Genomic DNA, 25,784 nt, shown 5'->3' with positions numbered 1-25,784 from the left:
ACGTGCGGAAGTGGCCTACGGACAGGGTATAGCAGTGCCTGAGCGTAAAACACGTTACTTAGATATTGCCTTGAAATTTAAAAGGGAATAACGAACGTGTTTGTGCCTTTAACAGCAGCACATACACATACAACCGGTAGAAAGGTTGCACAGTGATAACTTACCCGTTTGGGCAGCTAATAAATTTGCAGTCGAGATGTAGTTAAGTCGTATCATGGTATTTAACTTATATTCCCCGGCTGTAATGGCCAACCGGGACAGGAATTGGCACCTTCTCCGCCTATCGGAGGGTTGCCAGCGGGTCGTTGAGCCTGATCTCTCGCCGCTTCTTTATAAATCAAAACCTGTGGTGGGGTATTTGATTAATGGTTCTTAAACCGTTGATGCAAATGTAATGTGTTATAAAGCAAAATAGCAAGAACTATTTTATAATACTTGCTATTTTGCTGTTGATGAGTTTATTAAAGCGCTATTGCAGCCTTCTTCTTTTCAATTATCTTTAATGTTCTTGCTGTCAGTCTGAGCTTGTCAAAGACTTCTACGCTTTACTAAGTCTTCTACAAGCTCAGACTGACAAGTTTAAAGGAAGCAGTTGCGAATGTTACGACACCGTAAGCTCACCCCGTAAATCAGTTTCCATCCATTTAACCACTTCTTTGGGGTCTTCGTGCTGGCTTAGCAAGAACATGGTTTTGGTAATGGCGGCTTCAAAGGTCATATCGTAACCGTTGGCTACGCCAATGTCTTTAAGCAGCTTGCTGGTTTCGTAACGGCCCAGTTCAACGGTGCCTACTTTACATTGCGATATATCAACAATAACCTTACCGCTGTCAATAGCGCCTTTAAGCAGGTCTATAAACCAAGCATCAGTGGTGGTATTACCAGCCCCAAAAGTTTCCATTACGATGCCGCGTACATCGGAGTTCACAATGGTTTCTACTGTTTTAGCGCTAATGCCCGGGAACATTTTGAGTACGGCCACATCGCTCGCCAGCTCTTTATGAACAATGAGACCCTGCTCACCGGGTTGGCGTATATCATTAATGCTAAAGCGTAAATGTACGCCCGACTCGGCCAATACAGGATAATTAGGCGAGCGGAAGGCTTCAAATTTAGATGAATTGTATTTAAACGAACGGTTACCGCGGAAAAGCTTGTAATCAAAATAGATACATACTTCGGGCACGCGCACTTTATCGTTCTTTTTAGCCTTGGCCAGCTCAATGGCGGTCATTAAGTTTTCCTTGGCATCGGTACGGATGGCGCTGATAGGCAATTGCGAACCGGTAAATATAACCGGCTTGTCCAGGTTTTCGAGCATAAAGCTTAAAGCCGATGCCGAATAGGCCATCGTATCAGAACCATGCAGGATCACGAAGCCATCCACATCGTTATAATTTTTTTCGATCAATCCCGCAAGGCGACTCCATATAGCCGGGCTCATGTTGGATGAATCTATAATATCTTCGAACGAATGTACTTTGATGCGGCAATTCAAGCGTTCCAGTTCAGGAACGTTTTCCATAATTTGCTCAAAGTTTATAGGTACCAAAGTTTTAGTCTTTGGATCGCTCACCATACCTATTGTCCCACCGGTATAGATGATCAGTATCTGGCACATGTATAATTGGTTATGCTATAAAAATAATTATCCTTTACTTAATATTTGCTTATATCCCGAAAATTATTTTAGAGTTTTCGGTCGTAATGCGGGCAACTTCTTCTAAAGAGATCTGATGCAGGTCGGCCACTTTTTGGGCAACGTAGATCAGATAAGAGCTTTCGTTGGGTTTGCCACGGTAGGGTACGGGTGTAAGATACGGAGAATCTGTTTCCAAAACTATATGCTCTAAAGCTATTTGTTCTACCACTTTATCCAATCCGGCGTTCTTGTAAGTAACCACGCCACCTATGCCCAGCTTAAACCCTAACGCAATAATTTGCTGTGCCTGCTCCAGCGTTCCAGAGAAGCAGTGGAAGATGCCACGCAAATTTTCATCCTGTTCTTGCAACAGTATTTCGTATACCTCGTCAAAGGCATTGCGGCAATGAATGTTAATGGGCAGTTTAGCCGCTTTGGCCCAGCCAATTTGCAGCCTGAACGCTTCCTGCTGTGCGGCTATAAAGGTCTTGTCCCAGTACAGGTCTATCCCAATTTCGCCAATGGCATATACTTTGGTTTTTTGCAGGGCGGCGTATATAGTGTCTAATTCCTGCTTATAATTTTCCTTTACATCGCAGGGGTGCAGTCCCAACATAGGGAAACAGTTTTGCGGATAAGCGTTCACCATATCCATTACCTGTGCTATGCTGCCGGTATCTACATTAGGTAAAAACAACCTGCTGATACCATTGTCCAGGCATCGCTGCATCAATTCGACCCTTTTTACCGGGTCGGTTTCATAATATTGATGGGTATGCGTATCGGTTAGTACCATGCTGCGAAAGTAAAAAGCCCTGCGTGGTTAACGCAGGGCTTTCTGATAATATTATTTACGGGTGACTTTTTTCTTTGCCACTGCTTTTTTAGCAGCGGGCTTTTTGCTTGCCGGTTTTTTAGCGGCCACGGCTGGTTTTGCCGGTTTGTGCACGCCTTTAATTACCTTAACCAGTTCTACATCAAATACCAAGGGGCTGTAAGGTTTTATTTCTTCGCCGCCACCACGCTCGCCGTAAGCTAAAGCCGAAGGTATGATCAAAGTAGCTTTTGAACCTTCGTTCATCAGCAATAAGCCTTCGTCCCAACCACGAATTACTTCGCTGTTGCCCACTACAAATTTGATAGGCTCGTAGTTGCGGCCGGGCTGGTTTAAGCCGCCTGCTTTAGCTACCGACTCAATGCTGCTATCAAACAACTTGCCTTCCAGCGTACGACCGGCATAATTTACCAGCAAAGTATCGCCGGGCAAAGGTTTAGGGCCGGTTGCAGGCTGTACAATAACATATTTTAAGCCCGATGCTGTAGTAGCAGGCGATAATTTGTTATCGGCAATGTACTTGTTCATTGATGGAATTTCCAGGCCGCGCATTTTGGCAGCCAAGGTGGCCTGCTCGGCACGGGTTTTTTCCATAGCCACATTTCTTTCGGCCATGGCTTCTTCCAGGCTTTGTACTTTATCTACCTTAATGGTAAAATTTAAATAGCTGCCTTTAGGTAAAAACGGCGGACGGCTTTCCTCGTGACCTGCAAAAATAGAATCGGTAGGCACACGCACCAACGCGCTGTCGTTAACGCTCAATAAAGGAAAAACCTCCATCAGGTCGGCTACGTTTTTAGAGGGCTGTACCTGCACCATGGCCGGTTTACCCATTTGGTACGAGCTGCCTAACAAAGAGTCTTTATCAGTTTTTTGGGTGAATTGGAAGGTGATCACATCACCTTGTTTAACCTTGGTGCCATTGCCTTGCTTTATAATAGCGTACTGGCCACCTTTAGGCGTTTTAATAAAGTTAGTTTGCGCAAAAGACAGGCTGGCTGCCGTTGCCAAAACAAGAGAAAGAATTACTTTTTTCATGAATCAAAAAAAGGCCTTCTTATTGCTAAGAAGGCCATGGGTTGAAAATATTATCGTTGAGCTTGTGGCTGCTGCTGGCCCGGCATTTGCATTTGCGGTGCAGCAGGTTTTGGTGCGTTAGGGTTTGGATGAACAATGTCTACCAGTTCAACATCAAATACAATTGGGGCAAACGGTGGAACCGGGCCTAAGCCTTGCTCGCCGTATGCTAAGTTTGATGGAATAACCATGGTTACTTTAGAACCTTTGTTTAACAGTTGCAAACCTTCGTCCCAACCTGGTATAACAGCACCGGCACCTACCGCAATGCGGATAGGCTTGTAAGGGCGCATAGCATCGTAAGTTTTGTTCTTTTGAGCAACATCTTTAATGCTGGTATCAAACACTTTGCCGTTCACTAATTTACCGGTGTAATTTACCACCGCAGTATCGCCTTTGGCAATTTTAGGGCCCGAGCCTTGTTTAGTGATCTCGTACTGTAAGCCGGTAGCAGTTTTGGTAGCTTTAAGGTTGTTATCGGCAATATACTTAGAAATTTTAGCCGGCTCTAAGCCTTTAAGTTTGCCTGCTTCGCCTTTGAAGTAATCACTAACACGGCCCTGGAATACCTGGTCGGTTAATTTACCTTTAGGAATAATTTTTACCACTTTAACTTCGTAAACAATGTATTTACCTTTAAAGCCTTTTGGTTTATCGCCTGCTTTAAAAACAGAATCGGCGTTTACTTTAATGGTAGCGCTGTCGCCTTCGCTCAGTAAGTTAATACCGGCGTATACATCACCTTTGTATTGTGGTTTAGGCATTAAGGTTGGTACCGGTTTGCCTGTATCGTAAGAGTTGAATAATACTGAATCGGCATCGGTTTTAGCCACCAGGTTAACGCTGATGAAGTCGCCTTCTTTAACCGGGGCACCGTCTTTATCTTCATGTATGGTGTATAAAAGGCCACCTTCACCTTTTTTAAATCCACTGTTGCAACTGGCCAGGCCAATAGCTGCTACAGTTAAAAACATTAAGCTTTTTCTCATTTTTATTGAATTAATAGTGTTTTGTATTCGGGTAATATTTGTTTTAATTTTTCTACGGTTTGTTCGAGCGACAGATCAGATTGTCCGCCGGCTGCATTGCGGTGACCGCCGCCTTTAAAGTATTTTTTGCAAATTTCGTTGGCCGGAAACTCTCCTTTAGAACGTAACGATAGTTTTACCATATCCGTGCGTTCTACCACAAAGGCTGCCAGGCGTATGCCGGCTATTGATAAGGCAAAATTTACAATGCCTTCGGTATCGCCGGTGTTGGTATCATACTTTTTAAGTTCCTCGCGGGTAACGGCAATGATAGCGGTTTTAAACTCAGGCAAAATTTCCATTTTGTTGCTCAGGCAATGGCCCAAAAAACGTAAACGGTTTTCTGATGAGTTACTGTATATAAGTTCGTGAATGCGCCAGTTTACAGCACCGGCCTCTATGAGGTTTGCCACAATGCGGTGCACGGCAGCAGTAGTGTTAGGCAGGCGAAACGAAGCCGAATCGGTCATGATGCCGGTATACAAACAAGTGGCTACATCGGCATTGATCAAATCGGGGCGTTGCAGTTCTTCTACAATAAAGCTGTACACCAGTTGAGCAGCGGCACAGGCATTAATGTTCCAGTAGCGGTAATCGTCAAAATCTTCGGGCTCCAGGTGGTGGTCTATCATTACCTTAACAGCACTGCTCTGGCGTACCAGTTCGCCCATTTCGTTAATACGGGTTAGGTTGTTAAAGTCGAGGCAAAAAACGATCTCGGCCTGGGCTATTAGCTCCGCGGCTTTTTCGGTTTGCCCCGTATAGATCATTACTTCCTCGTTACCGGGCATCCAAGCTAAAAACTCCGGATAATCGGTAGGGGCAATAACCTGTACATGATGGCCTTGCTGTATTAAATAGTTATACAAGCCCAGCGATGAACCCATGGCATCACCATCGGGTTTATGGTGCGTGGTAATTACGATTTTGCAGGGCTGGTTTAAGAGCTGGCTAAGCGCGGCGGTATCTAACATCAACTAAAAAAAGAAGACGCAAATTTAAAATAATTAATGAAATACAAACCATGTAAATTATACAAAAAGCTTTAAGTTACAATAACAAAGCCTTACTTTTGCGCCAATTTTAAAGCAAAGATGGAAAATAACAAAACTTTCACCATGATCAAACCTGATGCTGTACGCAACGGTCACATCGGTGGTATATTAGATCAGATCCTTAAAGGCGGTTTCAAAATAAGCGCCATGAAGTACACTTATTTAACCCCTGAAAAAGCAGGTGAGTTTTATGAAGTGCATAAAGAGCGTCCTTTTTATAAAGATTTGGTTGGCTTTATGTCTTCGGGCCCTATCGTAGCTGCCATTTTAGAAAAAGACAATGCCGTAGCCGATTTCCGTACGCTGATTGGTGCTACCGATCCGTCTAAAGCCGAAGTTGGTACCATCCGTCAGTTATTTGCCGAATCAATTGAAGCAAACGCTGTACACGGTTCAGATTCTGACGAGAATGCCGCTATCGAAGGTAGCTTCTTCTTCTCGGCTTTCGAAAAGTTTTAAGTTGAGCATGAGCGTTTTAAGCGCTTTTAGGTTATATTAAAGGCTTAATTTAGTTAGCAGGCAATCAAAATTTTCTTGTTAGCTAAATTTAGCCTTTTTTTGTGCCTTTGTGGCACAATTTTTTCTGGTGGGGATTTAAAATTATTATATTAGTCGTATGAAAAACGCGTCAAAAGCTGCTATCTATTCTATTTTTGTTGTATTGTTTATTGTGGGATGTGTGGAGTTGGTAAAAGCACACCCCGAAGTACAGTTTGCGTTTTATATTCCTGCTGCTGCTTTGGTTATTTACGCGGTTATACGCGATAGCTTATTTACTAAGCCAACCAGCGTTCGTCACCACCTTAGAGGAAAATAATTTCCTCTATTAGTGTATCGCCAGCTTCGGTATTGATCTTCTCAATAATTTGAGAGCGCATCATCATTAACTCGTTTTTTACCACCGATGATTCGATGCGTAAAAACATCTTTTTATTGTTGATGAACAATTCGCTGGTGCGGTTAGCCACCGGTTTCCCTACAATGTCGGGCCATGCTGCAATAACCGCCGTTTCGTCAAACCGGCGCTTGATCTTATAAACGTTAAGCATCTGCTCAATCGCTTCTTTCATGGTTTTATCGTTGGCTTTACGCATATGTTTATGTTTTTAGGTATCGAGTAGTTAGTATCAGGTATTAAGACTCTTTTTATAAAGATTTTTGTCTCGCTACTTGATACTAACTACTTGCTACTATCCGGCTACTTCTCCCTGGTTTACTTTAAATAATTTCACTCCCACGCTTATACGGTCAAGTATTTGCGTTACGCGGTTGGCGCTGGCATCGGTAATAAATACCTGGCCAAACTCGTGCTGCGATACCAACTGCATTAATTTGGTAATGCGGTGCTCGTCTAATTTATCAAATATATCATCTAACAGCAATAAGGGTTTAAATCCTTTTTGCTGTTGTAAGTAATTATACTGTGCAAGTTTCAGCGCAATGAGGAAAGACTTTTGCTGCCCCTGCGATCCAAACTTTTTCAACGGCATATTATGAATGCTAAACTGCAGATCATCACGATGGATGCCGGCCGTGGTGCGTTCTAATATGCGGTCTTTTTCGGTGGTTTTAAGGAGGAGGGAGGCAAAGCTGTTATTGAGCAACTGCGACTCATATACCAGGGCCACTTGCTCGGCATCTTCCGTTAAAAATCGGTAGTACTGGTTAAATATGCCTGTAAAGCTTTCCATAAAAGCTTTACGCTTTTCAAATATACGCACGCCCGATGCCACCAGTTGTTCATCCAATATCTCCAACAGGCTTGGGTCGAAGCGGCCGGTATCAGCAATGGTTTTTAAAAAGGCGTTGCGGTTAGCTAATACCTTGTTGTAAACAATTAGCTCGTCGAGGTATTGATTGTCTGTTTGTGAAATTACGTTATCCACAAACTTGCGCCGCTCTTCGCTGCCCTCCATAATAATGCTCACATCATAAGGCGATACCATGACCAGGGGAAACAAACCTATATGATCGGCCAGGCGGGGATAGTCTTTCTTATTACGTTTGAAGATCTTTTTCTGGGTGCGTTTAACCGAGCAAGCCACCATTTCGGGCATTTCGTTACGCTCAAATATGCCATTGATCATGAAAAAATCGGTACCCTGCTTTATTTGCTGGCTATCAATGGCGTTAAAATAACTCTTACAAAGCGAGAGGTAGTGAATAGCATCAAGCAAGTTGGTTTTCCCGGCACCGTTATTACCCGTAAAGGCATTTACCCCTTCGCTAAATGTTAATTCGGCTTCGGTGTAGTTTTTAAAGTTGAGGATAGATAACTGCTGCAAGTACATAAAGTGGCTTCAAAGGTAGCAAAGCGCTGGTGTTTTTGACCGCTTAAATGGCTAAAAATTAATAGCGAATTATTTAATGTAAATCATATTGTTAAAAATTTTTTAAAAACGTAGTTTTGCAAACTTAATTTTAGCATAGAAATGTCAAAGACGGAAGTGAATGCCAATGTTGCAACTGAACCAAAAACTTTTGCACCAACAGGTGGCTTTGTAAAAGAAAATCAAAAAAGCCTTTTATTTATTGGTGCAGCTATTGTTGCATTAATTGTGGGATATATAGCTTACCAAAAATTGTACCTGGCCCAGCGCGAAACTGATGCTGCCAACCAAATGTACGTTGCTCAGGATGCCTGGAACAAAAAGGAATGGGATAAAGCTTTAAAAGGTGATGCCAGCTATCCGGGTTTTGAAAAAATAATAAACGACTATAGTAATACCAAAGCTGCTAACCTGGCTTACTACTACGCAGGTGTTGCTTACTTAAACAAAGGAGAATATGGTAAAGCCATTGAAAACCTGGGCAACTATCATGGCGATGATAACGTTGTAGCTGCCGAAGCGTTAGGTAGCATAGGTGATGCTTATGTAGAATTGAAAGATTACGAGAAAGCAGAAAGCTATTTCAAAAAAGCGGTAGATAAAGCAGGCAACAAATTCTTGTCTCCGTTCTATCTTAAAAAATTGGGTTTGGTTTACGAAGCCCGTAAAGACAATAAGAGCGCTGCCGAAAGCTATCAAAAAATAAAAACAGATTACCCAACCAGTGCCGAAGCTCAAAATATTGATGCTTACATAGCACGCGTTGAAGCACAGCAATAAGCTGTGTTTTTTATTTCAGGTTGATTTTTATACACTTCTGTAATTAAATATATTTAATGGCCACCCAGCTTAAAAACCTGTCCGATTTTTCTAATACCACCATTCCGTCTGGCGCTCCATACCGCTTTGGTATTGTTGTTGCCGAATGGAATGCGAAGATAACAGGTGCGCTATACGGTGGTGCTTACCAAAGCCTCATTGATAACGGCGTTTTAGCAGATAACATTTTTACTTATGCCGTACCCGGAAGTTTTGAACTAACCTCGGGAGCCGATATTTTACTGAAGAACAAAAACCTGGATGGCGTTATATGCCTGGGCTGTGTTATTCAGGGCGAAACCAGGCACTTTGATTTTATTTGCGCTGCTGTTGCCAATGGCGCAACAAATGTAGCTTTGAAATACGAAAAACCTGTTATATTTGGTGTATTAACAACTGATAATGAGCAACAAGCCATTGACCGTGCCGGTGGTAAGCATGGCAATAAAGGCGTTGAAGCTGCGGTTACGGCTATTAAAATGGCCGATATGGCTGCTCAGTTGAAAACTGATTAAACACACGCAGGTTCTCATATGAAAAAGATTATTTACATAGGTTTGGTAGCTGCTTTCTTAAGCACCTTTGCTTCATGCTCCAACAAATTATGCCCCGCCTATGGCTCTTACCCCCGCCGCGGACGCTAACACCGTAGTGTCATTTTGTAAATAGCCTATAACCTTTTCAGGCTTATAGCCGTATTTTTGGCCAAAATAATTTTAGTTTTTTATGACTTGGAAAGCGTTAGACACGGCAGATCAGTTAAATGATATTAAGCAACAGCCCGGCTACAGTGTAATTTTTAAACACAGTACCCGCTGTTCTATCAGTATGATGGCTAAGCGCCGTTTTGAGCTGGACTGGGATCAATTTCCTGAAACACTGCCGTTGTATTTCCTGGATCTGATCAAGTACCGCGAAATCTCTAACCAGATAGCCGAGCAGTTTCAGGTTCACCATGAATCGCCACAATTATTGTTAATTAAAGACGGTGAATGCATCCTCGACCAATCGCACGGCGGTATATCGGTAGAGGAAACATTGACGATGGTGCAGTAAGCTGCAGAAACAAGATACAAGCACCATGAGTCAGGATGTGGCTTTTGTGTATATGTGTCATTTGTAAAAAATCTTGTTTCTTGTCTCTTAGCTCTTGCATCTATACTAAATTCCCTAACTTTACATTATGATTGATTTGCCGGTAATTCCTGCCAACCAGGTGCAACGCAAGCCAGATTGGCTTAGGGTTAAGCTGCCTGTAGGTAAAGAGTATGCTCACGTACGCAGTTTAGTTGATACCCATAAGCTACACACCATTTGCGAAAGTGGTAATTGCCCTAACATGGGCGAGTGCTGGGGTGCCGGCACGGCAACTTTCATGATATTGGGTAATATTTGTACCCGCTCTTGTTCGTTTTGCGCTGTAGCTACCGGCAGGCCGCTGGCCGTTGATATGGATGAGCCTAACCGCGTGGCAACATCGGTTAAGTTAATGCAGGTAAAGCATTGCGTTATTACCTCGGTAGACCGCGATGATTTGAAAGATGGTGGTTCCATCATTTGGGCCGAAACCATTAATGCTATTCGCCGCGAAAGTCCGCAAACTACTTTAGAGACCTTACTGCCCGATTTTAGGGGTAACTGGGATAACCTGGCCCGTGTATTGGAAGTACGCCCCGAAGTGGTATCGCACAACTTGGAAACCGTACGACGCCTAACCCGCGAAGTACGTATACAAGCTAAATACGATCGTAGTTTAGAATGCCTGAGCCATATTGCTGCAGCAGGCTTACGTACCAAATCGGGCATTATGCTGGGTTTAGGCGAGCGGGAAGAAGATGTGCTGGAGGCCATGCAGGATCTGTATAACGTTGGTGTTAATATTTTAACCCTGGGTCAGTACTTACAGCCAACGCGCAGCCACCACCCGGTAATTGATTGGGTTACGCCCGAACAGTTTAATTATTATAAGGAAGTGGGTTTAAACATGGGCTTCAGGTATGTAGAAAGCGGACCATTGGTGCGATCTTCTTATCATGCCGAAAAACATCTGTTTGATATATAAGTTATTATCTATAATATTATATATTTACACCGTTTTGGCCAAGAAGCATAAACTTTCCCTATCCGAAGAAGAATTAGTACTCGCATTGCAGCGGCACGATAAAATTGGTGCCGAGGCACTGTATGATATGTATTCAGCGTCTTTATATGGCGTAATTCACCGTATAGTGATTGATGAAGCAACAGCCGAAGATGTTCTACAGGAAGTTTTTGTAAAGATCTGGCATTCTGCAGCCAGCTATAATACGAACAAAGGTCGCTTGTTTACCTGGATTGTAAACATTGCACGCAACCTGGCTATTGATAAAATAAGGTCGAAAGACTTTAAAAATCAGTTCAAAAACCAGGAACTTGAAAATAACGTAGGTTATATTGACAAGCATAACAGTACAGAGTATAAGCCTGAACTGATGGGTGTAAGAGAGTTGGTTGATAAGCTAAGACCCGAGCAAAAATCCATACTTGATCTTGTATATTTTAAAGGTTATACGCACACAGAAGCTGCGGATGAGTTAGGTATGCCGTTAGGCACTATCAAAACTCGTTTGCGAATGGCTATACAGCAATTACGTAAACATTTTAATTAGCGTGGAAGAGATAAGGGCATATATAGAATCGGGTGTTTTGGAACTTTATGTTCTGGGCGATATGAGCGCAGAAGAAAAGTTGCAGGTTGAGGCTATGGCCCAAAAACACCCCGCTATTCAGGCCGAGTTAAGTGAGATTGAGATCGCTATGGAAATGTACGCCGATGCACAATCGGTAGAACCATCGCCGCAACTGCGCGACAGGGTTTTAAATAGTCTTTTAACCAACCTGGGCGATGACCGCAACCTGCGCACCATACAGCCCAGGGCTACTGCAGGCGAACGTGTAGTTGCTATGCATCCACCTGCCACCACCAGTATATTTTATAAGTATGCCTTTGCGGCCAGTGTGCTTTTACTTTGCGTAAGCGGCCTTGCATTAAGTATCATGTATAAACGCCTGCAAAATTCTGAGCAGCAATTGGTAAGCTTACGATTAAATGAACAAAAGTTCACGCGCCAGGTAAGCTTTTTAAACGAAGAGATCGGTGTTTTTCGCGATCCATCTTTCCGTTTCATACAACTTAAAGGGATGCCTAAAACGCCATCATCGGCGTTAACCGTGGCCTGGAGTGCCAAGCGTAAAAAAGTAATGGTTGATTTAAGCAGCGCAAACCTGCCTGCCCCGGGTAAAGATCATCAGTACCAGCTTTGGGCCATTGCTAACGGCAAGCCTGTTGACCTGGGTGTGTTCGATAAAACCACTGCCGATTCTACCGATATGAAGCTCATGAAGTCTATTGATGCAGCGCAAGCCTTCGCAGTAACCATTGAGCCGCGTGGCGGAAGCGTAAACCCAACTACCGATCAAATGGTGGTGCTGGCAAGCTTATAATTTCTGTATAATTACTTCCAATCATTCAGCTTTACAATTGTGGTACGTTAAGTAATGTTAGCGTTCATTTATGTGTGCTTTTTGAAACAAATAAGGTAATTTAGCATTGCATTATTGAAAACTAATTCACCTGAAGCTATGGCCAATTTTAAGACATATTTGTTAGCGGCATCGGTTTTTTTTTGCTGCTGTAAACCTCCTGCATCAGGCGGAAAAGCGGTGCAGCAGCAATCACAGCAAAAAGATTCGGTATACACCTACAAAAGGTCTTCAAAAAACGGGATAGGTAAGTTTTATAAAGGGCGCGAAATTGCCCAGGTAATGGGCTTTAGCGGTGCAGGCTGGTTGGAGCGCGATACCCGTAATCAGGAAGAAAATGTAGAGCTGGCCGTTAAAAATTTGCCGGTTGATAAAAAAAGCGTAGTGGCCGATATTGGCGCCGGTACAGGTTTTTATACTTACCGCATTGCACCCAAGGTGAGCAAGGTAATTGCCATTGAACTGGAAGACGAAGCGTTAGATTACCTGAAAAAACGCAGCAAAGAACTTAAGCAAAATAACGTAGAGGTAGTTAAAGGTGCCGAAAAGGCCCCTAATTTGCCCGACAATAGCATTGACCTGGCTTTGATGGTAGACGTTTACCACGAACTCGAGTTTCCTCACGAATACTTACAGGCACTTTACAAAGCCCTTAAAACAGGCGGCAAAATAGTGATGTTAGAGTATAAAGGCGAAGACCCCGAAGTGCCTATTAAAGACCTGCATAAAACCACCCTGGTACAAATAAGCAAAGAACTTACCGCAAACGGTTTCAAGTTTGTAGAAGATAAAGAGGGTCTGCCCATGCAGCACTTTTTAATCTATCAAAAGCAGTAAGTTTCTGATACACCATTATACCATGGTTGCAGTAAATTTCTTAAATATCATCATGTCATTGCGAGGAGCGATAGCGACGTGGCAATCGCAAGGTTGCATTAACGCGGGCGATTGCCACGCTGACGCTCGCAATGACATAATGATGTTATAGCGATTGTGATATTGAAACGCAATACTTAACTATCAAACTTATCCAACAACTTCAATAGCGTTTCAAAATCTTTAGGATAAGGGGCATGTATAGTTACCTCTTTATCCTCGCTAACTTTAAAAGTAACCTCGTAAGCGTGCAGGGCAAAGCGCTTCATAATAGGCAGTTCTTCCTGGTCTTTACCTAAATGGTATTTGCGCTTTAATTGCGATAAGAATACCGGTTTCCCTTTATACATCTCATCGCCTGCGATAGAGGCGCGTTGCGTAGCCAGGTGAATACGGATCTGGTGCATGCGGCCAGTTACCGGGCGACACTCTACCAGGGTATAATGCTTAAAATACTTTAACGATTGAAACCAGGTTTCGGCACGCTTGCCTTCCTGGCGGCTTATGGATACGGTGCCTTTACCAGTGTTGAGGATAGGCAGATCTACCAATAACTCATCAAACACATGGGTGCCTTCAATAACCGCGTGATATACCTTTTTAACTTTACGGTGCTCAAACTGCATAGATACCATGCGGTAAGCCTCCGGGTTTTTAGCAATAATTAATGCACCAGAGGTTTCCTTATCTAACCGGTGACAAATTTGTGCATCGTCTGAGTAGGCTTTGGCCAGCCTCAGCATGTTAATTTCGCTGCTTCCCTCGCCGCGTTCATCAAGCGAGCTAATAAAAGCCGGCTTGTTAACCACTACCAGGTTATCATCTTCGTACAAAATAAGGTCGGTAAACTTCGGGATCTTCATAATAACTAATAGGGTGCAAAAGTACGGTAATTATACCAAAACCATGGTCACCGCAATGCCAATGATGCCGTATGGCAAATATCGGTGCAAACAATATCAGGTTTGGTAATGTTGAATCCTTAGTTATCAACTTAATAGCATCAAGCCATGAGCACAAAATCGGGACCGCTAAAAACTAAAGGTGAAACCTTGTTTGAAAAAGCAAAAGACGTAATAGGCGATCTTTGGGATAAAACCACCGATAAGGCCGAAGATTTGAAAGAGGCAGCCGAAGAAAAAATAGAAGAGCTAAAAGAAAAGATTTCGGCAAAAAAGGAAACGGCAAATAAGAAAGTGACTGCTGTTAAGCCTTTGGCAACCGGTAAATCTACACTTAGCAAAACGGCCGGAACAGGCACCAAAGCCAAGGCTAAAGCGGCTGATGCCAAAACAACCAAGAAGACTGTGAGTAAAACAACGGCGGCTAAAAAAGCTAAGCCTGCGGCAACTACCAAAAAAGCAGTTGCGGCCAAATAATTAAAGAAACTGTATAACAGTAGATGAGAATAAGGCGCTTAAACTTTAGAAGTTTAGCGCCTTATTTGTTTTTTATTGAGTGTATTCAAACTTATAACCTACCCCTTTAACGGTAGATACGTACATTTCGCCAAGCTTTTCGCGCAGTTTACGAATGTGCACATCAATAGTACGGTTGGTAACCACTACCGAGTCTTCCCAAATGTTTTTCAGGATTACCTCGCGGGTGTATACCTTGCCCGGTTTAGAAGCCAGCAGGTACAATAGTTCAAACTCTTTTTTGGCTAATACTACCTTTTTTTCGTTTTGGTAAACCAGGTAGCTTTCTCGGTCAATAACCAAATCGCCAACTTCCAGCTTATTATCTGATACCTCATCGGGGCCATTATTGCGGCGCAGTATAGCGTTTATACGGCTTACCAGTGCACGTGGCTTAATGGGTTTGGCTATATAGTCATCGGCACCTACGTTAAAACCGGCAATTTCAGAGTATTCTTCGCTGCGTGCAGTTAAAAATACCATAAAGGTATTTTTAAACTCGGGCATGGTACGCATAATGCGGCAGGCCTCAATGCCATCCATTTTGGGCATCATTATATCAAGCACAATAAGGTCGGGCAGTACTTTCTTGGCTTCGGCAACGGCCTCTTGCCCGTTACTTGCCAAATGAACCTGGTAACCTTCCTTTTTAAGATTATATTCGATAAGCTCTAAAATATCGGGTTCGTCGTCAACAATTAATATTTTTTGTTTTGCAGTTGTGCTCATCGGGTCGAATTTTGGTGTAAAGGTAACAGCATTACAAAAGCAAACAGTTAACGCACTGTTAATTAATTGTTAAGCGTTAATAATAACTTAAAGCTTATTAAAGGTTTTGTTTAAAAACTCTTCCAAATTTTTGCCTGTTATATTTTTTGCAACTATATTTCCTTGAGGATCAAGTATAAAGTTTGAAGGAATAGCTTCAATATGATACAGTCGGGCGGTGGCACCATCCCACTTTTTAAGATCAGATACCTGCTGCCAGGTTAAATTATCTTTAGCAACTGCAGCTTGCCAGTCGCCTTTATCTTCATCTAAAGATACACCTAAAATATTAAAGCCTTTATTTTTATACTGGTTATACAGGCGTACCACGTTGGGGTTTTCCTGGCGGCATGGGCCACACCACGATGCCCAAAAATCTATCATTACATATTTGCCTTTGTATTCGGCCAGGCTTACCGGCTTGCCCGCTATACTGTTTGCCGTAAACATAGGTGCAGCATGACCAACCGAAAGCGGCTTAACGGCCGTCATCTGGCGTTTAAACTGGCTTACTGCCGCGTTTTCTTTAAACTCATCCTTAATATCATCGGCGTAAGCCACCAACTGGGGTTCGTATTTATAAGGGTCTAATGACATGGCCGCATAAAATGCCGCCAGCGATTTTTTATTATCGCCAATAAACGTAAGTACTTGCTTGCTGTAATCTGCCATGTTTTGGTCAAACACAGGCTGGTAAACCTTCAATAACGAATCCTGGTTTTTAGTGGCCTGTGCCTTACCTTGAAATTCGGTAACGATCTTGGTGTTCTTTTCGCCAAATTGATTGCTGAAGGTATTGAACTCCTTGATTTTGTCAGACTCCTGCGAACCTTTCACCTGGTAGGCATGGGCTTGGTCGTTTAAATCGGTTTCAAACTGAATGTCGTCACCATTTTTTGCAATGAGGTCAAAAATAGTTTCGCCGGCACGCAGCTTAAACAGGTTGGCGTTGGCCGATTGATTTTTGAAACTGAATTTTCCGCCGCTGAGTTCGGTAGAGTCAATAACGCTCACCTGCGAAGTATCGGCACGCAGCAGGTATACTTTTTTAACGTTACCGGCATTCTTTATATTACCTTCCAGGGTAAAGGCTTCTTTGTTTTGGCAGGCGGTAACACCCATGGCAAAGGCCAGCAAACCGTAGATGGTGAGGTTCTTCTTCATATATTATTTACTTTGTAGTGCTTTAATTAAGAGTTGATTTGTTTTTTGCGGATCAATTTTGCCTTTCGATAGCTTCATGATCTCGCCCATGAACAAACCTAATACGCCTTTTTTGCCTTTTTGGTATTCAACCACCTTATCGGGATACTTATTTAAGGCCTGTTCTATAAAACCGTCCAGTTCGTTACTGTTATCGCTAATCAGCAAGTTCAATTCCTGGGCAATTTGCTCGGCCGTTTTATTGGCGTTTTGCAGCAGTGCCGGGAATATTTTATGAGCGGCCACCGTATTATTCACCTTACCGGCATCAACCAGCTGTATTAAACCGGCCAGTTGTTTGGGCGATAGGGGAAGGGTATCAATAGTTTGATGGTGCTCGTTGAGGTATGATTTTACGGTACCCATTAGCCAGTGTACTGCCGATTTATAATTAGAAGTTAAGCCAATTAACTGCTCAAAATACATCACCAGCTCATGATCGGCAGTAATCACCGAGGCATCATAAGCCGATAGGCCCAGTTGCTCAGTATATTTATGATACAACTCCTCGGGCAGGGCAGGCATGGTTTTACGGATGCCTTCGAGGTAATCATCGGTCAGCAATAAAGGCTGTAAATCGGGCTCTGGAAAATAGCGGTAATCGTTTGCCATTTCCTTGCTGCGCAACACCGAAGTTTCGCCCGTATCGGCATTAAAGTTCAGCGTGTTTTGGTCTATGTATCCACCGGCCTCAATAATACTTACTTGGCGAATAAACTCGTGCTCTATAGCACGCTGCACATTGCGGATGGAGTTCAAGTTTTTCACTTCGCAGCGGTTGCCCAGCATGGTGGCACCCTTTAACCGTACCGATATATTGGCATCGCAGCGCATACTGCCTTCTTCCATATTGCCATCGCAAATGCTAAGGTAACGCAGCAGCTTGCGCATTTCGGTTAAAAATAAACTTGCTTCTTCGGCGCTGTGCATATCGGGCTCCGAAACTATTTCGAGCAGCGGAACACCGGCACGGTTAAGGTCGATCAAAGAGTGGGTGTCGCTCTGGTCGTGCATGCTTTTGCCCGCGTCTTCTTCCATATGGATGTGGTGGATGGCAATGGGCTTGGTGCTGCCGTCGCTCAGCTTCACCATCACATGGCCGCCGGTAGTAATGGGCGACTGGTCCTGGCTTATTTGGTAGCCTTTGGGCAAATCGGCATAAAAGTAATTTTTACGGGCAAAGTTGTTGTACTTATTAATGCGGCCATGCGTGGCAAAACCTAATTTAACCGCATATTCAACCACTTTTTTATTCAAAAAAGGCAGCGTACCCGGGTGACCTAACGATACCATGCTTACATGCTCATTGGGCCCGGCGCCAAACTCGGCCGAATCGGCCGAGAAGGCTTTACTTACAGTAGATAACTGCGCGTGTACTTCGAGGCCTACTACCAGTTCATACTTTGCGCTTGCTTCGGTATTAATATCCATTATAATTACAAGATACAAGGTAGCTGTGTGCCTACCCTAACAAAGCAAATATAAATCTATTTGGCAGTTATCGGTACAAAGTTTGATTTTGGTGACGGGTAATCAGTCTTGTTCTTTAAAGCAATGAGCTGCCGGGTGCGCAACATTATTTGGGCGTTGCCTGCGGCCCGGGCTATTCGCTTCAAGTCCTCGTTACGCTACGCTGCACTGCGGGCTTTCCGCTGCTATCCCTAACGCAATTTAATTTGTTGTTCAACTGTTGAGCCATTTTAAAATAGTATGTGCTTTGTTACAAATGGACTGCTTATAAAATTAAAAATATCCCTTATTTTGAAGCGCTATGAAAATTGAAACCCTGGCTATCCATGCCGCCAACCATACCGATGCTGCCACCGATGCCGTAATACAGCCCATTGTATTATCTACCACCTTTGAGCGCAATACCGAGGGTAATTACCCCAAGGGCTATAGCTATAGCAGGGCAGGTAACCCCAACCGCCAGGCGCTCGAAAACGTGCTGTCCAAATTGGAGGGCGGAGCAGAAGCCGCTGCGTTTTCATCGGGCAATGCCGCGGGGATGACGGTGTTTCAATCTTTAAAACCGGGCACGCATATTATTGGCCCCGATGATATGTATCATGGCCTGCGTAACCAGTTAAAGCACTTGTTTGCCGGGATATTAGAGTTCGATTTTATTGATGTAAATAATGAAGAAGTTTTAAGATCTTACATTAAACCTAATACCGGCCTCATATGGCTCGAAACGCCGTCAAACCCTTCGTTGAAAATTACGGATATTAAAAATGTGGTAGCTATAGCAGCCGAACATGGCATTAAGGTAGTATGCGATAACACCTTTGCCAGTCCGCTGGGGCAGCAGCCTTTGGCCTTAGGTGCACACATGGTAATGCACTCCACCACCAAATACTTAGGCGGCCACAGTGATTTGACCGGTGGTGCGCTCATTACTGCTAACAAAGACGAATGGTGGGAAAAGATCATCCAGATACAGCAAATGGGTGGTGCCATACCCGCCCCTGCCGATTGCTACTGGCTGGTGCGGAGTATTAAAACCCTGCCTTACCGCATGCGCGGCCATGTAGAAAACGCCCAAAAACTGGCCGAATTTTTAGAGCAGCAGCCACATGTAGAACGTGTATTATACCCGGGGGTGCCTTCACACCCGCAGCACGAACTGGCTAAAACCCAAATGTTAAATTTTGGCGGGATGCTATCGTTCATGGTAAAAGGCGGTGCCGAAGCTGCCGAAAAGGTTTTAAATGCCACTCAGCTATTCACCAGTGCCACCAGCCTGGGCGGCGTAGAAAGCCTCATAGAACGCCGGGCCGCCATTGAAGGCCCCGATACTAAAACACCACAAAACTTATTGCGTGTTTCGGTAGGGTTAGAGCATATTGATGACCTGATAGCCGATATGCAGCAGGCGCTGGAACGTATATAAAAAAATATATGTCATTGCGAGCGTTAGCGTGGCAATCTCATACGCTCGGTAACCAAGCGTAATGCGATTGCCACGTCGCTATCGCTCCTCGCAATGACATAATCGTTTTTAGGACGCGGCAACGATTTTACTGCACCATCGCATAACACTGCTGCGCAATCTCCAACTCCTCATTAGTAGGAACTACCAGTATCTTAACCCTTGAATCAGCAGCACTGATCTCGTTGATTTCTTTAGAGCGTGTTTTGTTTTTCGCCTCATCTAACCGGATGCCTAAATAATCAAGCTCGGCGCAGGCCAGTTCGCGTACGCGGGCATCGTTTTCGCCTACTCCGGCAGTGAAGATGATGGCATCCAAGCCATTCAATACGGCAGTGTACGCGCCTATGTATTTTTTGATGCGGTAGGCGTAGAGGTCGTAGGCGAGGCGGGCATTCTCGTCGCCCTGTTCAATGGCGGCAGTAATATCGCGCATATCGCTTTGGCCGGTGAGGCCCAGCATGCCGCTTTGTTTGTTTAGCAGGTTGCTTACCTGGTTAATATCGTAGCCTAACTGGTTTACCAAGTAAAAGATCACCGTAGGATCAATATCTCCCGACCGGGTACCCATAATCAACCCGCTTAGCGGACCAAAGCCCATACTGGTATCAATAGATTGTCCGTTACTTACCGCCGCCATACTGCAGCCGTTACCCAGGTGAATACTGATGAATTTACTATCGGCCTTGCCTAAATAAGCCGCGGCCTGCTCGGTAACATATTTATGGCTGGTGCCGTGGAAACCGTAGCTTCGGATATTAAAATCGGTATAATACTGGTTAGGAATGGCAAAGCGGAAAGCCTTGGGCGGCAGGGTTTGATGAAAGGCCGTATCAAAAACGCCTATCTGCGTAGCATTGGTAAATATCTTTTCGGCTACCTCAATGCCCAAATAACTGGCGGGGTTATGCAAGGGCGCCAACTGGAAAGTTTGTTTAAGTTCCTCTTTTACCTTACCATCAATAACAGTGGTGGTGGTAAAACGCTCGCCGCCGTGTACAATGCGGTGGCCCACCACCTGTATATCGGCCGGGTTTTGAATTACGGCCAGTTCGCCTTCGGCCAGCAGGCGGTTCACTTCTTTAAGTCCAGCTTCATGGTCGGGCAGTTCTTCGGGGTTAAGCTTAATTACCTTCTCCTCCCCGTTGAGGTACACTTTATGGGTAATGCTCGGGTTATCCAACCCAATGCGTTCTACCAACCCACTGCATACCGGGTTTTGCGCCGGCATTTTAAATAACTGGTATTTGATAGAGCTGCTGCCCGAGTTAACTACGAAAATGTTTATTTGGTTCATGGTTGATAGTTCATGGTTCATGGTAGGAGGTTTGTAGATGATAGTTGATATTTCATGGTAGGAAAAAGGTAGTTAGTAGTTGATGGTTCTGTGGTACTTAGAACGAATTTTTAAGTGCGGTGATCATCTTGACAAGGGTTTCGTATTCGTTGTATAGCGTATTGAATTGTTCATCATTTGTAAAGCCCCTCTTTTTTGCAATAAATAAACAGCTGACTACTTCTATGGCTGAGCGTAGTGCATACGACAGAAAAACTTTAAACACTGCTTTGGTTTGGCCTGTTGAGCCTTCGGCAATGTTAAGTACAACAGAATCTGCGGCTCTTTTTATTTGTGAAGTAAGTACGTAGATTTCTTCTTTAGGAAAGCTTTTAGTCAATAAATTAATCCGATCGTCTAAATCCAGCGCTATCTGCCACACCTGTAAGCTTTCAAACCTAAATGCCATATACTTCTAAACTGCTATGAACTATGAACCATCAACTATAAACCAATGACTACCCCTCCTGCGCTTGTATGGCTGTAATAATTACCGTGTTAAAAATGTCATCCACCGTACAGCCCCTGCTTAAATCGTTTACCGGCTTGTTCAACCCCTGCAACATAGGGCCAATAGCAAGTGCCCCAGTTTCGCGTTGTACGGCTTTGTAGGTGTTGTTGCCGGTGTTCAGATCAGGAAAGATGAGTACGCTGGCCTGGCCTGCCACTTCCGAGCCGGGGAGTTTGCTTTTACCTACGATTGGGTCCACGGCGGCATCGTATTGGATGGGGCCTTCTACCTTGAGGTCGGGGCGTTTCTGTTTGACTATTTCGGTAGCGCGGCGTACTTTTTCTACATCTTCACCCTCGCCCGACGTACCCGAGGAGTACGACAGCATGGCAATACGTGGTTCGATGCCAAAACGCTGACTGCTTTCGGCCGAGGATATGGCAATTTCGGCCAGTTGCTCGGCGGTAGGATTGGGGTTTACGGCACAATCGCCAAAAACCGAAACGCGGTCGGGCAAACACATAAAGAATACCGACGATACTACCGAGATGCCCGGTTTGGTCTTTACAAATTGCAAAGCCGGACGAATAGTATGCTGCGTGGTATGCACCGCGCCCGATACCATGCCATCCGCATGGCCTTTATACACCATCATGGTGCCAAAGTATGATACATCGGTCATCATATCGGTAGCCATTTCCAGGTTTACATTCTTATTTTTTCGTAACTCGTATAGCGTGTTCACATAATCCTGGTAATTGTCGGATGCAGCCGGGTTAACGATGTTGATCTTGGTTAAATCGAGATTTAAGCCCAGGCGTTTAATATTGGCCATAATATCATCGGGGTTACCGAGGATGGTGAGGTTCACAATATCCTGGCTTATTAAACGGGCAGCAGCCTTTAAAATACGTTCATCGTTACCCTCGGGCAGTACGATGTGCTTTTTAACGCTTTTGGCACGGCTGGTTATCTGGTACTGGAACATGCGCGGGGTTATGCCGCCGCTATGTTTGTAAGTAATTATGCGTTCATCCAGCTTGGCTACATCCACGTGCTTGTTAAAAACATCAATGGCCAACTGTATCTTCTTGGTGTTATCGGCCGTTATTTTAGAACGAATGTTGCCCACTTCGGTGGTGGTTTGAAATGTTCCGGTTTTTACTGAGAGGATAGGCACCACGGTTTGCAAACCTTTAATAAGCCTGATGATGGGTTCTTCGGGTTCGGTATCGGCGGTTAAAATAATGCCTGCAATTTGCGGATAGCTCGTAGCCAGGTTAGCTTGCAGGGTAGCAATAATAATATCGCCCCGGTCGCCGGGGGTAATCACCAATACATTCTCTTTAATAAAATTAAGGAAGTTGGGGACCTGCATGGCGCCGGTAATAAAGTTATCTACCTGGTTGTTCAGCCGTTCTTCGCCAAACAGTAACTTGGCATCCAGGCTTTCGTAGATCTCTTTCATGGTAGGGGCTTGCAAGCCGCGGGTAGCCGGTATAACGGTAACTATGACCGATGGCGGCAGTTGCACGGCCAGTAGCTCAGTTACATCATCCACCTGTTCGGTGCTTACCTTGTTGGCCACCACGGCCAGTACCTGTATTTCGCGCGCTTCAAAGTTGCGTACTACGGTAATGGCAGCGTTGGCTACCTGTGCGGTGGTCTTGTTTTCGCCCGATACTACGACGATAACCGGTGCACCCAGGTTTTTGGCAATAGAGGCGTTTACCTCAAACTCAAAGGCGGTGCCCTCGCCCTGGTAATCGCTGCCCTCAATCACCGTAAAATCATATTTATCTTCCAGCTGTTTGTACTTGCGGATGATGGTGTCGATCATTTCGCCCTGGCTTTCGTTTTCAGATCGCTGCATGGCTTCTTCCCAGGTAAAGGCATGGGCATCGTCGTAAGTTACCGGAAGATCGAAGTAACTGAGCACGGTTTGTATATGATCGCTCTTGCCATCATCGGCACTGCGGTTAATAATGGGTTTGAAATAACCTATTTTTTGGGCCTTGCCCAGCAACATATTAATTAAGCCAAGCGATACAATAGATTTGCCGCTATAAGGCTCGGTACTGGTAATAAAAACAGTTTTGATCATGTGCAGGTAGAATTTTGATTACAGCAACAGCTTACCGACAAATATAAAGGCTAATAGTTCTGTTGCAAGTTGATTTGTTTGTGTTCATGCAGATGGCATATGACGCCACCTGTCATGTTGAGCTTGTCGAAACATTCGCCGCTTGGTTAAGTCTTCGACGGGCTCAGACTAACACGGCTGCTTGTCTTCTCATCACCATCTGTCATGCTGAGCTTGTCGAATCATTCGCCGCTTTGCTAAGTCTTCGACGTACTCAGACTGACAGCGGGTACTTATCTTCTTCATTAGAACCTGTCATGCTGAGCTTGTTGAAGCATTCGCCGCTTGGTTAAGTCTTCGACAAGCTCCTGACAGCGGGTGCTTATCTTCTTCATTAGAACCTGTCATGCTGAGCTTGTCGAAGCATTCGCCGTTTGGTTAAGTCTTCGACGGGCTCAGACTGACAGCGGGTGCTTGTCTTCTCGTCACAACCTTTCATGCTGAGCTTGTCGAAGCATTCGCCGTTTGGTTAGGTCTTCGACGGGCTCAGACTAACAAGTGGTGACTATCCTTAACATACACACAGTTCATGCTGAGCTCGTCGAAGCATTCGCCGCTTGGTTAGGTCTTCGACGGGCTCAGACTGACAAGTGGTGACTATCCTTAACATAAACACTTGTCATGCTGAGCTTGTCGAAGCATTCGCCGCTTGCAATTAACTACTACTTGGCTGTTCTTGATAGTTCAGGTAATAAATGCCATTCACCGTTAATCAAAGCTTCTTTTTTTGCTCTGCGCCAGCCTTTCACTTGTTTTTCAAAAGCTATTGCTTGATGAACATCTGGAAACCTTTCATGGTAAACTAATAGAAGCGGCCTTCTCGTGTAAGTATAACATTCGGGATTTAACCCGCTTTGATGTTCTTCAAAACGCCGTTCCATATTATTAGTAATATGAGTTATCCCGACATAGTAGGATATAAACGAAATACTGCTTCATGTTAATAAAATTCTTCTTAATTAGGTCTTCGACGTGCTCACACTGACACTGGGTGCTACTTTGCCTTTACCGCCTGTCATGCTGAGCTTGTCGAAGCATTCGCCGCCTGGAATTTTGCTGCCCGAAAGCGAATTAGCTTAGCCATATTGTCAATCCCCGCCGCCGCCGCAACCACTGCACCCCGAACCTGAACAGCCCGAACAGCCGCTGCTGCAACCATGCCCGCCATGTCCGTCACCACCGTGCCCGTGGCTCGAATCGGTACTGCAGCCGCCACCTCCTCCGCCGCAGCCTCCGTTATCACTCTGGTTGTTCGTGTGTTTATTATTATAAGCAATGTATCCTACCACTGCAAAGAATAATATAAACATAAACGGTGTTTTCAGTACATCCGCGTTGTCCATTATAAAGGGAAGACAAGCGATTGCCAATACGAAGAAAAGGGCAAACGCTATGATTTTAAGTGCGGTAATGACCCATCCCTTAACTAAAACGTACTTGCCCATGTTAACCCGCTGAAAATTAATGTCCGAAAACCGGGTTTCGTTATCGGGCCAAATATCTGCCGGTGGTTCGGTTACAAATATCTTGGTATAGAGTCTTAACGAGTCCGTGTAATAATCATCAAACTTCGAAGCTTCGTGTTCGCCGCCTTTGGTAGGGTTGTGATGAATTTCTTTTTGAAGAATGTTCTGACAAAGATCTACCCAGTAAGATTTGGTATAGGTAAGGTGCAGATGCCAGGCTTGGTCAACCGCATCTGAAGGGGTTACACCGTTTGGCGATAGCCAGCACAGGAAAATAAACTTTTTGTATTCTTCAATTACCCGGGCGGTGTATTCGGCCGTCCACCCGTTTTCGCGGGCCAGCCTGGCCGAAAACGTGAAGCTGCTTTGGTCATCATCCAAATTAAAGTTTTTGATCTTATGCCAAAGCGTTTGTTCTCCGGGTGTCATGATTAGTGCAGCTTAAGCGCTCAAGTTAGTTTTTAGCGACGGTTTTGAGGCGAAACACTTGAACTATGGTGTGATATGGTTTGTACCAAATGTAGGCATACAGCACCTAACAAGCAAATACGCATTTTACCACCTGTCATGCGGAAGTTATTGAAGCATTCGCCGCTTTGCTAAGTCTTCGACGGGCTCAGACTGACAAGTGGTAACTATCCTTAACATACCCGCATGTCATGCTGAGCTTGTCGAAGCATTCGCCGCTTGGTTAGGTCTTCGACGGGTTCAGCATGACATGATTAATAGTGCTTTTCATTTATAGTAAGGTGAAATGCAATCCCATCTTACTAACCATACACCCCTTAAGTTAATCTCCCTGTTAAAAGCATAAAGCCCCTATATTTGCAGCCCGACGAACTGAGGCCCGGGTGGTGTGGTTTGCCGCTGAATATTAGCTATG

The 25,784-nt window shown here is 44.4% G+C and carries 27 protein-coding genes and 1 riboswitch; of the genes, 11 read left to right on the top strand and 16 right to left on the bottom strand.

Translation table 11 applies throughout. The features are described from left to right. Positions 1–223: 223 nt before the first annotated feature. Positions 224–339, bottom strand: a riboswitch (SAM riboswitch). A gap of 262 nt (positions 340–601) precedes the next feature. Genes IEV61_RS03400 through IEV61_RS03380 form a run of 5 tightly spaced genes read right to left on the bottom strand, consistent with a single transcriptional unit; the run spans position 602 to position 5,556 of the window. Then, entirely contained in the window at positions 602–1,621 is a 1,020-nt protein-coding gene (locus IEV61_RS03400; protein WP_188413756.1) for an asparaginase, read from the bottom strand. 49 nt (positions 1,622–1,670) lie between these two features. After that, positions 1,671–2,438 carry a TatD family hydrolase gene (locus IEV61_RS03395; RefSeq protein WP_188413754.1) on the bottom strand — a complete coding sequence of 256 codons (768 nt, stop codon included), beginning with the start codon at positions 2,436–2,438 and terminating at the stop codon, positions 1,671–1,673. A gap of 51 nt (positions 2,439–2,489) precedes the next feature. Then, positions 2,490–3,515 carry an FKBP-type peptidyl-prolyl cis-trans isomerase gene (locus IEV61_RS03390; protein ID WP_188413753.1) on the bottom strand — a complete coding sequence of 342 codons (1,026 nt, stop codon included), beginning with the start codon at positions 3,513–3,515 and terminating at the stop codon, positions 2,490–2,492. A 50-nt stretch (positions 3,516–3,565) separates the two neighbouring features. Beyond that, positions 3,566–4,543 (bottom strand): FKBP-type peptidyl-prolyl cis-trans isomerase, encoded by a 978-nt coding sequence (locus IEV61_RS03385; protein WP_188413751.1) that lies wholly within the window; start codon positions 4,541–4,543, stop codon positions 3,566–3,568. 2 nt (positions 4,544–4,545) lie between these two features. After that, positions 4,546–5,556 (bottom strand): DHH family phosphoesterase, encoded by a 1,011-nt coding sequence (locus tag IEV61_RS03380; protein WP_188413749.1) that lies wholly within the window; start codon positions 5,554–5,556, stop codon positions 4,546–4,548. 120 nt (positions 5,557–5,676) lie between these two features. Here IEV61_RS03380 and IEV61_RS03375 point away from each other — a divergent pair, with 120 nt between their 5' ends. Both IEV61_RS03375 and IEV61_RS03370 read left to right on the top strand, forming a co-directional pair. Then, complete coding sequence (locus IEV61_RS03375; RefSeq protein WP_188413747.1) at positions 5,677–6,096, top strand: nucleoside-diphosphate kinase; 420 nt, start codon at positions 5,677–5,679, stop codon at positions 6,094–6,096. A 157-nt stretch (positions 6,097–6,253) separates the two neighbouring features. Next, positions 6,254–6,454 (top strand): hypothetical protein, encoded by a 201-nt coding sequence (locus tag IEV61_RS03370; protein WP_188413746.1) that lies wholly within the window; start codon positions 6,254–6,256, stop codon positions 6,452–6,454. Here IEV61_RS03370 and IEV61_RS03365 read toward each other — a convergent pair. Continuing rightward, a complete protein-coding gene (locus IEV61_RS03365) occupies positions 6,441–6,731 on the bottom strand; it encodes a DciA family protein (protein WP_188413745.1) in 291 nt (96 codons plus the stop codon). The genes IEV61_RS03370 and IEV61_RS03365 overlap by 14 nt on opposite strands. 96 nt (positions 6,732–6,827) lie before the next feature. Next, complete coding sequence (gene recF / locus IEV61_RS03360; protein ID WP_188413744.1) at positions 6,828–7,928, bottom strand: DNA replication/repair protein RecF; 1,101 nt, start codon at positions 7,926–7,928, stop codon at positions 6,828–6,830. Positions 7,929–8,069: 141 nt separating this feature from the next. On the opposite strand from recF, the gene IEV61_RS03355 reads away from it, so the two are divergent. From IEV61_RS03355 to IEV61_RS03325, 7 genes are all read left to right on the top strand, one after another. Then, positions 8,070–8,747: a tetratricopeptide repeat protein gene (locus IEV61_RS03355; RefSeq protein ID WP_188413743.1), complete on the top strand. Its 678-nt coding sequence runs from the start codon at positions 8,070–8,072 to the stop codon at positions 8,745–8,747. 56 nt (positions 8,748–8,803) lie between these two features. Further along, complete coding sequence (ribH, locus tag IEV61_RS03350) at positions 8,804–9,301, top strand: 6,7-dimethyl-8-ribityllumazine synthase (protein WP_188413742.1); 498 nt, start codon at positions 8,804–8,806, stop codon at positions 9,299–9,301. A gap of 211 nt (positions 9,302–9,512) precedes the next feature. Beyond that, complete coding sequence (ytxJ, locus tag IEV61_RS03345; RefSeq protein ID WP_188413740.1) at positions 9,513–9,842, top strand: bacillithiol system redox-active protein YtxJ; 330 nt, start codon at positions 9,513–9,515, stop codon at positions 9,840–9,842. A gap of 127 nt (positions 9,843–9,969) precedes the next feature. Further along, complete coding sequence (lipA, locus tag IEV61_RS03340; protein ID WP_188413738.1) at positions 9,970–10,848, top strand: lipoyl synthase; 879 nt, start codon at positions 9,970–9,972, stop codon at positions 10,846–10,848. A gap of 34 nt (positions 10,849–10,882) precedes the next feature. Then, a complete protein-coding gene (locus tag IEV61_RS03335; protein WP_229747020.1) occupies positions 10,883–11,434 on the top strand; it encodes an RNA polymerase sigma factor in 552 nt (183 codons plus the stop codon). A 1-nt stretch (position 11,435) separates the two neighbouring features. Then, a complete protein-coding gene (locus IEV61_RS03330; protein WP_188413734.1) occupies positions 11,436–12,269 on the top strand; it encodes an anti-sigma factor in 834 nt (277 codons plus the stop codon). A 114-nt stretch (positions 12,270–12,383) separates the two neighbouring features. Continuing rightward, positions 12,384–13,145 carry a class I SAM-dependent methyltransferase gene (locus IEV61_RS03325; RefSeq protein ID WP_229747019.1) on the top strand — a complete coding sequence of 254 codons (762 nt, stop codon included), beginning with the start codon at positions 12,384–12,386 and terminating at the stop codon, positions 13,143–13,145. 176 nt (positions 13,146–13,321) lie between these two features. Here IEV61_RS03325 and IEV61_RS03320 read toward each other — a convergent pair whose 3' ends face one another. Next, entirely contained in the window at positions 13,322–14,047 is a 726-nt protein-coding gene (locus IEV61_RS03320) for an RluA family pseudouridine synthase (protein ID WP_188413732.1), read from the bottom strand. Between the two features lie 147 nt (positions 14,048–14,194). Here IEV61_RS03320 and IEV61_RS03315 point away from each other — a divergent pair, with 147 nt between their 5' ends. After that, positions 14,195–14,563, top strand: a complete 369-nt coding sequence (locus IEV61_RS03315; protein WP_188413730.1) for a hypothetical protein — start codon at positions 14,195–14,197, stop codon at positions 14,561–14,563. Positions 14,564–14,635: 72 nt separating this feature from the next. On the opposite strand, the gene IEV61_RS03310 is transcribed toward IEV61_RS03315, so the two are convergent. The 3 genes from IEV61_RS03310 to gatB all read right to left on the bottom strand — a co-directional run bounded on the left by IEV61_RS03310 (position 14,636) and on the right by gatB (position 18,004). Then, the gene (locus tag IEV61_RS03310; protein WP_188413728.1) at positions 14,636–15,331 is read right to left on the bottom strand and encodes a response regulator transcription factor; all 696 of its coding nucleotides are present in this window, start codon (positions 15,329–15,331) and stop codon (positions 14,636–14,638) included. Positions 15,332–15,418: 87 nt separating this feature from the next. Beyond that, positions 15,419–16,534, bottom strand: a complete 1,116-nt coding sequence (locus tag IEV61_RS03305) for a TlpA disulfide reductase family protein (protein ID WP_188413726.1) — start codon at positions 16,532–16,534, stop codon at positions 15,419–15,421. A 3-nt stretch (positions 16,535–16,537) separates the two neighbouring features. After that, a complete protein-coding gene (gene gatB / locus IEV61_RS03300) occupies positions 16,538–18,004 on the bottom strand; it encodes an Asp-tRNA(Asn)/Glu-tRNA(Gln) amidotransferase subunit GatB (RefSeq protein ID WP_188413724.1) in 1,467 nt (488 codons plus the stop codon). A gap of 340 nt (positions 18,005–18,344) precedes the next feature. Between gatB and IEV61_RS03295 the strand changes: the two genes are divergently transcribed. After that, complete coding sequence (locus IEV61_RS03295) at positions 18,345–19,466, top strand: trans-sulfuration enzyme family protein (protein WP_188413722.1); 1,122 nt, start codon at positions 18,345–18,347, stop codon at positions 19,464–19,466. A gap of 127 nt (positions 19,467–19,593) precedes the next feature. Here IEV61_RS03295 and IEV61_RS03290 read toward each other — a convergent pair whose 3' ends face one another. The 5 genes from IEV61_RS03290 to IEV61_RS03270 all read right to left on the bottom strand — a co-directional run bounded on the left by IEV61_RS03290 (position 19,594) and on the right by IEV61_RS03270 (position 25,330). Further along, the gene (locus IEV61_RS03290; RefSeq protein ID WP_229747018.1) at positions 19,594–20,802 is read right to left on the bottom strand and encodes an acetate/propionate family kinase; all 1,209 of its coding nucleotides are present in this window, start codon (positions 20,800–20,802) and stop codon (positions 19,594–19,596) included. A gap of 97 nt (positions 20,803–20,899) precedes the next feature. Continuing rightward, positions 20,900–21,250 carry a four helix bundle protein gene (locus IEV61_RS03285; RefSeq protein WP_188413720.1) on the bottom strand — a complete coding sequence of 117 codons (351 nt, stop codon included), beginning with the start codon at positions 21,248–21,250 and terminating at the stop codon, positions 20,900–20,902. A gap of 49 nt (positions 21,251–21,299) precedes the next feature. Further along, positions 21,300–23,396 carry a phosphate acetyltransferase gene (gene pta, locus IEV61_RS03280; RefSeq protein WP_188413718.1) on the bottom strand — a complete coding sequence of 699 codons (2,097 nt, stop codon included), beginning with the start codon at positions 23,394–23,396 and terminating at the stop codon, positions 21,300–21,302. 701 nt (positions 23,397–24,097) lie between these two features. Continuing rightward, entirely contained in the window at positions 24,098–24,316 is a 219-nt protein-coding gene (locus IEV61_RS03275; RefSeq protein ID WP_229747017.1) for a GIY-YIG nuclease family protein, read from the bottom strand. Positions 24,317–24,523: 207 nt separating this feature from the next. Next, on the bottom strand, positions 24,524–25,330 hold the full coding sequence (locus tag IEV61_RS03270; protein WP_188413716.1) for a glycine-rich domain-containing protein: 807 nt from the start codon (positions 25,328–25,330) through the stop codon (positions 24,524–24,526). Positions 25,331–25,784: the final 454 nt, after the last annotated feature.

Origin of the sequence: Mucilaginibacter galii, assembly GCF_014635825.1 — a bacterium.
Taxonomy (GTDB): domain Bacteria; phylum Bacteroidota; class Bacteroidia; order Sphingobacteriales; family Sphingobacteriaceae; genus Mucilaginibacter; species Mucilaginibacter galii.
The sequence above is the reverse complement of the archived record's forward strand: the minus strand, read 5'-3'. Positions and strand labels throughout refer to the sequence as shown.